Consider the following 13,129-nt stretch of genomic DNA (forward strand, 5'->3'; position numbering starts at 1 on the left):
CCCCTACCTTTTAATAATTTAGTGGATTTTCAGCCACTTCAATCACTGCACGTTCAAACGCATCACATGCTGCTGAACAAGCAGATTGTGAACCTGTTAATAGTGCGCCAACAAAGTTTGTTTCTGAAGGCGGTCCATAAAATGCAGCCAAACTAACATCTGCTGCTTTTAATGCAAAATCTAAGGCATAAAGGGCTTCCATCGGTGGTGCAATTAAATAAGCAATCGCTTCACCCTCAGTAATGTTAGCTTCTTTCGCTAAATGACTTCCTGTACGTGCAATACAATAGGCTAAGTAAGGCACAGAATCATCGTCATTTGCGCTAATAAAAGAAGGACCATTTTCAATTGTTGCCAGCGCAACATCCAACCCACTTTTCACTTCAGCGGGACTTGGACCAGCAATAATTCCAATCACTTCACCCGCTAATTTTGTTTGAGCATTCCCAGCACCGCCATAAAAACTACGCGCATAAACGACATCTACAGGTACTGCTTTTGTTGCTTCATCTAATGCAATGTAAGTGACATCATCACAATCAGCAGTAATAATTCCTAAACTCCGTTGTGCCGGGTTAAGATTCAATTGTTTTGCCATTGCTTCATCAACGTTTGAAATGATTTTCGCACTCAATACTGTCGTTCCTAATCGATCTGCTTTCATCTACTTTTCCTCCGCTCTTTAGCTTTCTTTTAAGTCGATTCCTGATTTTTGTTTATCGAGCATTTCTTTGATTAATTCAGCAACAAATGCACCGGCTTCAACAGGTGGTGTTCCACCTTTATGAATGTTTGAAATAACGGTACGACGTGCTTCTGGCATTCCCACAGTTGGACGGTAAGCGATATAAGCACTCATTGATTCTGCTGTGACTAACCCAGGACGTTCACCAATTAGTAAACAGACAACGCCGGCATCTGTTAATTCGCCAATTTGATCCATTGCATGTACACGACAATGTTTAACAAAAATGACTTCATTAAATTCAAGGTTAAACATTTTTAAGCCTTGTTTAATAGAAGGTAAAATTTCACGAATGTTAGCTCCAATTGCAGCTGAACTTAACCCATCCCCTACAACGACTTGGATTTTAGCTGCTTTCGTCGTATGACTCGTGATTTTTTGAGCCATTTCCTCAGAGAAAACGCGGCCCAGATCGGGGCGGGTCACATACTCATCTTTATCACGACACAGTGTTTCGGTTGAAACAAATTGCATCTCTTCTACAAGCGCTTCATCTACATATGAGAACACGGCATCTTGAGCAGCGGCATGATCGGCACGGAAACGTAACACCGATTGTGTTTTATAACGTGTACCTGCACGACCTAAACCTAAACGTGCGGGTGTAAATTGTTTCATTTTCATATAACCCGCTTTATCACGCGGATTCTCTACCATAAATTGTTCTTTAATGACTACTTCTGTAATATCAGGAATCATCCCATCTTCCACAACGGAAACAGCATTATTTGGTGTTTCGCTTTTTGGATTTTCTGGTGTTTTTTCCGTTTTCGCTCCTGTCATTTCAGTTAAGATATCTTCAATCATTACTTTTAAGTCTTTTTCGTTCAAAATACTCACCCTTTCGTTATTATTTGAGGAAGATTGATGCGTCACCGGCACGGCTTGTTAATTTACCATTTTCACTCAAGCCCATTTTTTCCATCCATTGATCAAATTCACTGATTGGTTTTAAGCCAAAGGTATCGCGTAATGTTGCCGTTTCATGATAGCCTGTTGTTTGATAGTTCAACATGACATCATCCCCATGTGGAATACCCATAATGTAGGTACAGCCTGCAGCTGTTAATAAAACAGACAAGTTTTCGATGTCATTTTGGTCCGTTTTCATATGATTGGTGTAACACACATCAACACCCATCGAAATACCTGTTAATTTACCCATAAAATGATCTTCAAGTCCGGCACGAATCACTTGTTTTGAGTCATATAAATACTCGGGTCCGATGAAGCCAACCACTGTATTAACTAAAAACGGATCGTATTTTTTAGCGAAGCCATAACAACGTGCTTCCATTGTTAATTGATCACAACCATAATGGGCATCTGATGATAACTCAGAACCTTGACCTGTTTCAAAGTACATCACGTTTGGTCCAGCAGCCATTCCAGTTTCTAATGCCATTTGGTTCGCATCGCTAATCGTTCCCCCATCAAAACCAAACGCTGTATTCCCTTTTTCAGAGCCAGCAATTGATTGGAATACTAAACCAGTAGGTGCGCCTTGTTTCATTGCTTCCATTTGTGTTTTAACATGAGCAAGCACACACGTTTGTGTTGGAATATCCCATTCAGAACGGAATTCTTCAAAACGATGTAACACACGTTTCACACTTTCAGTTGAATCATCTACAGGATTTAAACCGATTACTGCATCACCAATCCCATAAGATAAACCTTCCATTAACGATGCCATAATACCATCTGGATCATCTGTTGGATGATTGGGTTGTAAACGTGCTGAGAAAGTTCCTGCACGACCAATTGTAGTATTGGCCGTTTTTTCGATATGAATTTTTTTAGCTGCAACAACTAAATCGAGATTCGACATTAATTTTGTGACTGCCGCAATCATTTCTGCAGTTAAACCACGTGAAATATGTTTAATGTTAAAGTCTGTTGTGTTTGTATCAAGCAACCATTCGCGGAATTCTTCAACCGTCCAATTTTTAATACTTTCATAAATACGGAGATTGACTTGGTCAACAATAATACGTGTCACTTCATCTTTTTCATACGGTACTGCAGGGTTATTAAATAAATCCTTTAATTGCAACTGTGCCAGCACAACTTTTGCTGCTACACGTTCTTCTGCTGAGTTTGCCGCGACACCAGCTAAGCGGTCACCCGATTTTTCTTCATTGGCTTTCGCCATTACTTCCATTACTGATTGAAAAGCATACACTTTTCCAAATAAACTTGTTTTTAAAATCATTTTATTTCCTCCTTTAATTTTGTTGCTTGAAGTCACTTATTAATTGCCTCATTTTCCTAAGTGATGCATGTGCTTCTCTTCAGTCTGCCTTAATTGAAGACGAGTGTTTTAACGATAACAGGTAACACTTTTCCTTCTGCTACCGGTAAACCAATGTCAATATAGTCGCCATTTTCTACCTTGACACTGTCAAGACAAACAAAGGGATGCGCTTGTGGTAATTCAGCAAACAATGCTTGACCTAACGCTTTTGCCATATCTTGAGCAACAACAATCACAACTGGATAGTTCTTCTCAATAAGGGGCTGTAAACCTGTGACAATTGCCTTCGCTAGGGATTGGATACGTGTAAAGCTTGGGCTGGGTTCACCTTCAAATCCTAAAGCTATCATTTGAAACTCTTCATTTACCTTGTACCAACCGAGTTTTTCAGTGATACTCTTCGCCAACGGTTCACTTTCTAAACGGTTGTCTGCATCAGTTAGTTTTAATACTGGTAAATTTCGTAGCGGCAAACTCGCACCTGTATACGAAATCGTACTGCCGCTGATTTCTGCGGTATGCGAACCTGCACCAACAACGGTGGCTCGAATCGTTTCAACTGAAGGAATAATTGCCATTGCTTGAAACGCTGATGATTGAGCAATTGCCCAACCTAATAACTGCCCCATATCACCAAATTCAAACGGATCACTTCCCAGCTCAACAGCGATACAGTCGGCAACCCCGCCAGAGAATGATACATAATCACTTGCCACATTACTTGTTAAGCCATGGTGCGTAATTGATTGTTCATAATAAGGGCTTTTTTCAGCTGCACCAATGCTTTGAGCCAATATACATGCCATTTCTTGTGCTAATGGTGTTAACTTTTTAACGCTGGCTGTTTGACCCACTTTGATATCCCAACCTGCAGAAGCAATAACCCGTTTGATTTTCTCTGTAATAAAAGTGATTTCACGGGTGTCTGGATTGATTTTAACTAAGCGCCCTCCGATATCAAAACAAGCGGTATCGATCAGTTCTCCATCAGTAAACACAGCTAGATTAGTCGTACCACCACCAATATCGAGGTTGACCACCGATTTGCGCGTTTTTTCTGAATACGTATGTGCACCTGCACCTTTAGCTGCAATAATACTTTCTAAATCTGGTCCCGCTGTTGCCACTACAAAATCTCCTGAAAAACCACTTAATGCCTCTAGAACTAAGGCTGAATTTTCTTTTCGCGCGGTTTCACCTGTGATGATAACGGCACCCATTTGGATGTGTTCTTTTTTAATACCTGCTTTTTGGTATTGTTGAGAAACAAATGTTTTAATTGCTTCTGCATCAATCACTTCTTCTGAAAGAAGCGGCGTGAATATAATATCACTGCGATAAATCACGCGTTTATCAGAAATAGTAATTCGCGGCACACTGAAGGCGGATGCGAGGTTTTCAATCGTTAATTCCGACAATACGAGTTGTGTGGTTGACGTTCCTAAATCGATCCCGACAGTTAACATCTTTTCTAACATAACTTTGCCTCCTCTAAAAAAAGATGCTTGAAGAAAGCACATACAACCTATAGTCGCATGTTACTGTTCTCCAAGCATCTTTGCCTGAATCACTTAAACGTCACTGTTCAAGTGTGTTTTTAAAGAGAATATGGGTCGTTGTCCCTTTTTCTCCTGATGAGATTGATAATTTACCTTTTAATTTTTCGCTGACATAACTTTTAATAATCATTAAACCTAAACTTGTTTGACCCGCGGTTTTGGTATTATAGCCACAGCCAAAATCAGTAATTGTTAAATCAACAATTTGATTGTGTTTTTTCACGGTAATTATCACACGCCCCATACTGCCTTGCGGATACGCATATTCGTAAACGTTTTGGAGTATTTCATTGATAACAAGTGATAAACTCACCATCTGATTACCATTTAAGTAGATGTTATCCGTCATTATTATCTCAAGTGTTAGCGGTTGAATATTAGTAAATAACCGTTCAATATTATGAGAGATCGATGTTAGAATGGGTTTTAGCTCTAACGCATCCTCCACTTGCATTGATAACATTTCATGTGTTTGAGCAATCACCAACATACGATTAATGCTCTCTTGCAGTGCAATTTTAGCCTCTTCGCTTGTCACTCGTCTTGCTTGTATTCTTAGCAATGAAACAACAGACTGTAAAATATTTTTAACGCGATGATGTATTTCCAAAATAGCAACTGACTTCGAAATAATTTCTGCTTCTTTGTTTTTGATATCTGTGACATCCCGAATAATCATCATCAATTGATCATCGTGCTTCGTCCATATCTTTTTAATGGACAAGTGGTAATTATCATATTTAATGACTGTCTCTGTTTCATGTTTTTGACGTTCTAATTGATACAGTAAAAAATCATAAGTAGTGCTATCCAGCGCTAAATTATCATAATGTAACCCCTGAATTCTACCGATATACCCAATCTGTTGATAAAAAAGATGAGCTGCTCTATTTGCTTTAATGAGAATCCCTTGATTATCAAACACAAGTAGTTCTTCGTTGATTTCATCTGCTAAGATGGCATCTTCTAAATGGAAGAAGGGTTCAACTTGAAGACTCGTTCTTTTATGGGGTTCTCGTGCTGCTTCCTCAACAATCAAAACACCTATTGTACGGCAATCATTCCGAATAGGATACACTGTTTGTTTGATTAAACGCTGTTCTTGACTATTTGCATATAGCCCCATCGAATTTAAACTTGTTGTCATCGTACGATAAACACCGGGTTCATTTTTTTTATTCGCTTCCAAACCCACAACATTACCTTGATAAAGAGATGGTAAACAAACGGGTCGTTTATGATAAACAACCACTGCTTCGCGAGTCACCTGATCAAAAATATCAATAAAAACATCTACTTCTTCATATCGAGATGATGTTTCAAGTTCTTCTGAAACACGGACGAGTTCTGCAATATCTGCCGAGCTTAAATCCAAATGTTTTTCACAAAGACGTCTCAGTTCTGCTTTACTCATCGGTCATCACGATCAACTCAGCGATTTCACTCATGCGACACCGTTTATTCATGCTCAATTCACGGATTGTTTTATAAGCGTCATCCTCTGTCATATGGTCGCGCAACATCAAGCACCCCTTTGCTTTTTCAATAATTTTACGCTCATCAAGTTTTAAGGATAATTTTTCAATTTTTTTGATAAGATTTGTGGTTTCTTGTCCTTTTGCGATAGCCATTTCAACCGTGGGAATTAATGATTTTTCATGCAGAGGTTTCACGAGATACCCGATTGCACCTGCTTTTTTTGCTCGTTCTGTATGTTCAACACCACTAAATGCCGATAAAAAGATAATACCTTGTGCTAACTGGTCAGCGAGAATTTTTTTACCTGCTTTTAAACCATCTAAAATTGGCATTTGTATATCCATAATGATTAAATCGGGGCGATGTTTTTACATGCTTCAATTGCTTCGAAACCATCTGAAGCTTCAGCCACTACGTCGTAACCCGCTTCTTCCAATACATCACGAATATCCATTCTTGTAATAGGTTCATCATCGACTACTACAATGCGTCCATTCATCACGTCACGTCCATTTCTATCTCGTATTGTGTTGCTATGTTCTGGTGATTTTTGTGCCTGTAAATCCGAGTATCGTTTGTAAACCAACTAACACTTCACTGATAGCTGCTTCAACAGATGATACATCGCCTGTTAAAACAACAGAACCACTAAAACGGTCGATAAAACCAATCTCGACGGCTCCTGCTTTTGTCGCAATATCAACAGCTATTATTGCTGCCTCACTAGGCGTAATCGTTAAAATACCAATCGCACCATAACTTTCATCGGCTAAACCAAGTTTTGTATAGATTTCGCGGTTAGGGCTCGCAATAATATGTGCCAAAGTGACTTGTTTACCAGGAACATATTCTTGAATCATACGTTGTTTTTCTTGTTCAGACATTGTTTCACCTCTTTACTAAAATTAAAAAAGCTCCTAAACAAACAAAATATCGGTTGATATCTCGTAGGTTAGGAGCTCCATTGCTCTAATTAGCGACACATCCTTGTGTCTTATACCATTATTATAGTGATTGTTAAAATTGATGTCAAGATGATGCCGAGTGCTGAAAAATTTTTTAAAGGACATGTCGTAAAATCGACACAACTTCATCATTTGTCGGTACACGTGGATTAGTTGCTGTACAACCATCAACGAGTGCAGCTGTTGCTATTTCAACTTCTAGCGCTGTGATTGTGTCTACTGTAACACCACATTGTTTTAATGTGGCTGGCATTTCAAGTGTTTGTCGTAATTTTTCAATCGCTCGCATCAAGTTTTTAACTGCCACGCGTCTATTCGTGATGGACAATCCCAACAATTTTGCCAAATGTGCGTAACGTTCTGCTGCAAGATTAGCGGGTACACCCTGTACCTCGTCAATATGACTGTTATAGCGAATAATGGCTGGCATTAATACGGTATTTAAACGACCATGAGCGATATGTAATTTGGCCCCCGCTGCATGTGCAATCCCGTGGTTAATTCCGAGTGATGCCATATTAAATGCCATTCCGGCCATGCACGAAGCCATATGCATTTTCTCACGCGCTTCCATGTCAGCACCATTTTTATAAGCACGCGGTAAGTATTCAAAAACAAGCTGTACTACTTTTTCAGCTAAAGCGTCACTCACATCGTTCGCGTTGGTCGAAACATAGGCTTCTAAAGCATGTGTTAACACATCCATTCCTGTATCCGCTGTAATATGAGGTGGCACTGATTTCACAAGGTTTGTTTCGAGAATCGCAATATCTGGTAAAATTGCGTTTGTGACAAGTGGATATTTAACGCCTTTATCAGCACTGGTAATAATCGAAAAATTCGTGACTTCAGAGCCAGTTCCGCTCGTTGTTGGAATAACAATGAACTGTGTGCCTTTTAGATTGCGTAAGGTTTCACCGAAATATTTCATCGCTTTCGCCGCATCGATTGCTGAACCGCCCCCCACTGCTAAAATAATATCAGCAGCAAATTCTGCCATTGTATCAATGCCTTTAACCACTGTTTCAATCGGTGGATCTGGTGTTATTTCACTAAAAACAAGATGTTCGACTGATTGTTGCAAACGGCTTGTGACTTGTTCGATCATACCTGATGATACGATAAATGGATCAGTGACAATAAACACTTTTTTGTTTGCGATTGTTGCCAAATGTCCCAATGCATCTTCCCCTGTGTATACCGTTGTTTTAATGCTAATTTCTTTCATTTTCTATTCCTCCTTAAATAAGACCGTAAAAAAGAAGCTCGAAAGAACTGCCAGAATGACAGCCTTTAAGCTTCTTTGCTTTGCACACATACAACAATGTATGTGTCTATTTATTTGGTGTAGCTGTTAGTGTACATTAAATAAGGCATTCACAAAACGACCTTGTTTTGATCCACTTACGCCATTGGAAGTGACATGCCCATTGCTTTTAAGTTGCACTTCAGTGTGCTGGCATCGGTACACATTCACTTGCTACTGCGTTGTTAAAACAATGGGCGTCTTCAATTTCGAAAAACAGCCTGTTTTACCACGAAACAGTCCGCAATAGCAGAATACAATCAAAGACCTGACTTAAAGCACAATGTACTTATCACAGTGGCGGGACCGCGTTGGATTTACACCAAACTTCCATTTTTGTATTCTAAATACTATTTGTGTAGGAATTACCAAGTTAGTTCATTCTAACTGATTCCAGTCTAGCATGCGCATCTTGAAAATTCAAGCTTTAAAAATTATGAAAAACCTTATCTGAATTTTGATAAAAGACATCTGTTTGGCCTTGACGCGTATTGACCGCACGAGCTACTGCATAAAAATAATCTGAGAGGCGATTAAGGAAACGTAAGGCCGCCCCATTTATTTCTTCTTCTTGTAATAGTGCGACAACATGACGTTCGGCACGACGGGTCGTTGTTCGAGCCACATGTAATAACGCAGCATCTCGTGTGCCTCCTGGTATGATAAAATGTTCAATCATTGGGGGTTCATCCGCATAAACATCGATGCGCCCTTCAAGCCAAATAACATCCTTTTCACTTAAGCGATACGCACGATGACCCGCTGGTGTTGCCAAGTCTGTGCCACAATCAAATAACAGTTGTTGAATCGTTTCGATATCGTAACAAATATCAGCATGCAGCGGATTAAGTTGTATTAACGTATAACCCAACCATGCGTTTAATTCATCAATCGTTCCGTAAGATGCCACACGTTCCGAAGATTTAGCAACACTTGTACCCCCGACCAGTTTTGTTTGACCCGCATCACCTGTTTTTGTATAAAGTTTCATTTAATTTCTTCCTCCTCTAGATAAGCTAATAACTCCTTAACACCCATTTCATCCACAGCTGATAAGCAAAAAACTTGGCGTGCCCCTGCTTCACGCAAGCGTTGTTTCGTTTGTTGTATCACTGCATCGGATTCAGCAATATCAGTTTTTGACACAATCCCAATGACTGGTTTTGGAAAGATACTACCAAATCCGGGTGAATAAACTTGTGTTTTATCTGTGGCACTTTGCATTAAAGCGATAACATCAGCTTCTGCTGCAGTAACTGATAATGCACTGTAATACTGGCGATGTAAAATATATTCCCCTGGCGTGTCAATAATATCAAGGTAAAAAGCCACTGCCTGTGTTTTATCATACTGTAAAGCGAGCCCTAACATTCTTTGTGATAATGTCGTTTTCCCGCAACCTACTGGGCCCATAAAGATAACTTTTTTCAACTTAAACCCACCTTCTTCCAGATTTATTTTCAAAAAAAAGACCCAAACTTTCCGATGGTAAACATCGGAAAATCTGGGCCTCTTTGCCAATCACGTCGTGTACGTCTTTGTACACCGATATTAAAATGATAGCTTAATCATACTGTTTATTTTTTTATTTGTCAATTTTGATTTTTGTCATTTATAAGTGAAAAAACAGTTGTTACACACCTCAATGGGATTGCAACAACTGCTATCAGTCTTTTTATAAATTTTCACCATTGCTGGCAATGACTTCTTTATACCAGTTAAAACTTTTTTTCTTCGAGCGTGCCATTGTGCCACTACCATCATCATGTTTATCTACATAGATAAAACCATAACGTTTTTTGTACTCACCTGTTGTAAAGGATACACAATCGATACATCCCCACGGTGTATAACCCATTAAATCCACACCATCTAAAGTGACAGCTTTTGTCATTTCTTCGATATGTGCCTTTAAGTAAGCAATGCGATAATCGTCGTTAATTGTCCCATCAGCTTCAGGCGTATCAATTGCACCAAATCCATTTTCCACAATGAATAATGGTAATTGATAACGTTCATGTAGTAAGTTCAAAGCATAACGCAAACCAACCGGATCAATTTGCCAGCCCCAATCTGATACTTTAACATGCGGATTGGGAACACTCCCTTCAAAACCAGCCGTTGCGGTGCCTTCACCTTTAACACCTGCACGTACAGTATTGGTCATGTAATAACTTAGACCGACATAATCGACCGTTCCAGCACGTAAAGCGGCACTATCTTCTGCTGTAATCTCAATATTGAAACCTTTACGCTCCCACTCTTTATAAGCGTAACTTGGGTATTCACCTCGAACATGTACATCCCCAAACAGGTAACGATCATGCATTGATTCAACTGATAACATCATATCATCAGGGTGACATGAATACGGATATAGCGGCACAACTGCAATCATACAACCGATTTGCATGTCTTTGTTAATTTCATGACCTATTGTCACAACTTTTGCACTTGCTACTAATTGATGATGCACGACTTGATACATCGTTTCCTCCGGGTTTTCCGCATCATTAAAAATAACACCTGAGTTTGTGTAACCGAATAACGGTGCTTTAAAACTCTTTTGATTGTTAATTTCATTGAATGTCATCCAGTATTTAACTTTTTTCTGATAACGACGCATGACCACCTCTGAATAATGGACAAAAAAATCAATGACTTGACGGTTTTTCCAACCGCCGTATGCTGTCACTAAATGATTTGGCATTTCAAAATGTGATAATGTTACAACGGGTTCGATACCATATTTAAGCAATTCATCAAATAAGTCATCATAAAATTGTAAACCTGCTTCATTCGCTTCTGTTTCATCCCCTTTCGGGAAAATGCGAGACCATGCGATTGAGGTTCTGAAACACTTGAAGCCCATCTCAGCAAAGAGCGCAATATCTTCCTTATAGGTATGATAAAAATCGACCGCTTCGTGATTTGGATAACGATATTTATATTCGATTTCTGTTGTAATGATACGGTCAACACCATGTGCACCACCAGTTAAGACATCTGCAATACTTGGGCCTTTACCTCCCACATTCCATGCGCCTTCAACTTGATGGGCCGCAACAGCGCCACCCCATAAAAAATCATCATTTAACTTAGTCATGTCAATATCCTCCTCATTTTTGGTTTAGGTTTATTTTGCTTCTTCTTTAAAGCCAACAACGTAAGTTAATACTAAGCCAAGTACAAACGCAACGACGATTGAAATTAACAAGCCGATAAATTCTGTTGCATGACCACTCTTGAAAAAGGCCGGTAATGTTGCGATACCGGGCATGTTGTATGCCCAAGATACTGAACGGAAAGCACCAGCAATTGCACCACCGACAGCTCCGGCAATACAACCCATGATAAAGGGTGTTTTCAAACGTAATGTAACACCGTAAATCGCTGGTTCTGTGATACCAAAGAAACCTGTGATAGCTGCAGGTAATGCAACACCTCGCATTGCGCTATCGCGTGATTTGAAGAATACACCGAGTGCAGCGCCTGCTTGCGCAAACACAGCTGAGGCTTGTAATGCGGTGAACGTATCGTAGCCTAGAGATGCGTAGTTCCCTACTGTCACTGGTGTAATACCCCAGTGAACGCCGAAGATAACAAGCACTTCCCAGAACCCACCTACGATGGCTCCCGCGATAATTGGGCTAAGACCGTATAAGAAGTTATATACATCACCAATTGCGCCACCGATTGTACTACCAACTGGTCCAAATACTAATAAAGTCATTGGTACAATAATTACTAAGCTTAATAATGGCGTGAATAAGTTACGAATAACTGATGGTAAAATACGTTCAAAGAAACGTTGGACATACGATAAAATCCAAATTGCTAAAATAATTGGAATAACCGATGAAGTATAACTTAACATTTTGATAGGTAAGCCTAAGAAATCAAGCGGTTGTGATAGAACAGGAATGCCTAATACATCATTAATTAATTTCATTGTATCAGGGTTATTTGTTGCTTGTGTAATCATTGATTGCACTTTTGGATCTGCTGAAGCATTGTTTAAAAAATCATTGGCTGCAAACATTTTCATGAAATCAGGGTTAACAAGTGCACATGCCGTTACAACTGCCACATAAATGTTAGCACCAAATTTTTTCGCTGCTGTAATCGCAATCAACACGGGTAAGAATGTAAAACCAGTCCATGAAACGAAGTTTAAAATACGGTAAGTCCCACCAGCAGTATCTAACCAACCTAAAGCTACCATTACACCTAACAACCCTTGTAAAATACCACAAGCTGCTAAAGTATATAAGAACGGTGCAAAAATACTTGAGATAACATCGATAATACGACTGAATACACCGACTTTATTTTTGTTGTTTGAATTCGATGCTTTACTATCGTCTACTTTAATGTCTTGCATGATCAATTCGTAAACATCTTTGACGTGATTACCAATCACGACTTGGAATTGCCCGCCTGCTTCCATTGTAGTGATAACGCCTTCAATTTTATTCACTTCGTCTTTATTCACTATTTTGTCGTCGTTTAAAATGAAACGTAAACGCGTAGCACAGTGTGTCAGGCTGTTGATGTTTTCATCGCCACCCACTGCTTTGATAATTTCTTTTGCTGACTTTGTATAATTGATAGCCATTTCTTATCCTCCTATGATGTAAGCCTTTACTTTTTGTTAACAAGTATATCTTATCAAAATATTTGCGAAAATAAAGCGTATTCATTGATTAAAACACTCGTATTTCATTGGGAAATTTGTTACATAAAAAAAACACCTTGTATTTTTTACAGCAAAAAAATAACCATCTCATCCTTATTAGGATCAAATGGTTGGGTTGT

Annotated in this window: 11 protein-coding genes, 1 pseudogene and 1 riboswitch; all 12 genes and pseudogenes read right to left on the reverse strand. The window is 39.2% G+C overall.

The window, feature by feature from the left end; translation table 11 throughout:
* Window positions 1-10: 10 nt before the first annotated feature.
* The 12 genes and pseudogenes from eutL to V6S17_RS07380 all read right to left on the reverse strand — a co-directional run bounded on the left by eutL (window position 11) and on the right by V6S17_RS07380 (window position 12,929).
* Window positions 11-664, reverse strand: a complete 654-nt coding sequence (eutL, locus tag V6S17_RS07325; RefSeq protein WP_029092032.1) for an ethanolamine utilization microcompartment protein EutL — start codon at window positions 662-664, stop codon at window positions 11-13.
* Window positions 665-682: 18 nt separating this feature from the next.
* The gene (gene eutC, locus V6S17_RS07330) at window positions 683-1,576 is read right to left on the reverse strand and encodes an ethanolamine ammonia-lyase subunit EutC (protein ID WP_029092033.1); all 894 of its coding nucleotides are present in this window, start codon (window positions 1,574-1,576) and stop codon (window positions 683-685) included.
* Between the two features lie 19 nt (window positions 1,577-1,595).
* Window positions 1,596-2,960 carry an ethanolamine ammonia-lyase subunit EutB gene (locus V6S17_RS07335; RefSeq protein ID WP_029092034.1) on the reverse strand — a complete coding sequence of 455 codons (1,365 nt, stop codon included), beginning with the start codon at window positions 2,958-2,960 and terminating at the stop codon, window positions 1,596-1,598.
* Window positions 2,961-3,049: 89 nt separating this feature from the next.
* Window positions 3,050-4,480, reverse strand: a complete 1,431-nt coding sequence (eutA, locus tag V6S17_RS07340; protein WP_029092035.1) for an ethanolamine ammonia-lyase reactivating factor EutA — start codon at window positions 4,478-4,480, stop codon at window positions 3,050-3,052.
* Between the two features lie 100 nt (window positions 4,481-4,580).
* Window positions 4,581-5,975: a sensor histidine kinase gene (locus V6S17_RS07345; protein WP_029092036.1), complete on the reverse strand. Its 1,395-nt coding sequence runs from the start codon at window positions 5,973-5,975 to the stop codon at window positions 4,581-4,583.
* Window positions 5,968-6,539 (reverse strand): annotated as a pseudogene (locus tag V6S17_RS07350) (ANTAR domain-containing response regulator). Before V6S17_RS07350 ends, V6S17_RS07345 begins: the two are co-directional and overlap by 8 nt.
* Window positions 6,540-6,573: 34 nt before the next feature.
* On the reverse strand, window positions 6,574-6,924 hold the full coding sequence (locus V6S17_RS07355) for a BMC domain-containing protein (RefSeq protein WP_029092037.1): 351 nt from the start codon (window positions 6,922-6,924) through the stop codon (window positions 6,574-6,576).
* Window positions 6,925-7,099: 175 nt separating this feature from the next.
* A complete protein-coding gene (locus V6S17_RS07360; RefSeq protein WP_029092038.1) occupies window positions 7,100-8,233 on the reverse strand; it encodes a 1-propanol dehydrogenase PduQ in 1,134 nt (377 codons plus the stop codon).
* Between the two features lie 289 nt (window positions 8,234-8,522).
* A riboswitch (adenosylcobalamin (AdoCbl) riboswitch) is annotated at window positions 8,523-8,670 on the reverse strand.
* Between the two features lie 68 nt (window positions 8,671-8,738).
* Window positions 8,739-9,302, reverse strand: coding sequence for a cob(I)yrinic acid a,c-diamide adenosyltransferase (locus tag V6S17_RS07365; protein ID WP_029092039.1), 564 nt, complete (start codon window positions 9,300-9,302; stop codon window positions 8,739-8,741).
* A complete protein-coding gene (locus V6S17_RS07370; protein ID WP_029092040.1) occupies window positions 9,299-9,742 on the reverse strand; it encodes a EutP/PduV family microcompartment system protein in 444 nt (147 codons plus the stop codon). The genes V6S17_RS07365 and V6S17_RS07370 overlap by 4 nt, the downstream gene beginning before the upstream one ends.
* 244 nt (window positions 9,743-9,986) lie before the next feature.
* On the reverse strand, window positions 9,987-11,417 hold the full coding sequence (locus tag V6S17_RS07375; RefSeq protein WP_029092041.1) for a 6-phospho-beta-glucosidase: 1,431 nt from the start codon (window positions 11,415-11,417) through the stop codon (window positions 9,987-9,989).
* A 30-nt stretch (window positions 11,418-11,447) separates the two neighbouring features.
* On the reverse strand, window positions 11,448-12,929 hold the full coding sequence (locus V6S17_RS07380) for a PTS transporter subunit EIIC (RefSeq protein WP_029092042.1): 1,482 nt from the start codon (window positions 12,927-12,929) through the stop codon (window positions 11,448-11,450).
* Window positions 12,930-13,129: the final 200 nt, after the last annotated feature.

This window comes from Brochothrix thermosphacta DSM 20171 = FSL F6-1036, assembly GCF_036884295.1.
Classification (GTDB): Bacteria; Bacillota; Bacilli; order Lactobacillales; family Listeriaceae; genus Brochothrix; species Brochothrix thermosphacta.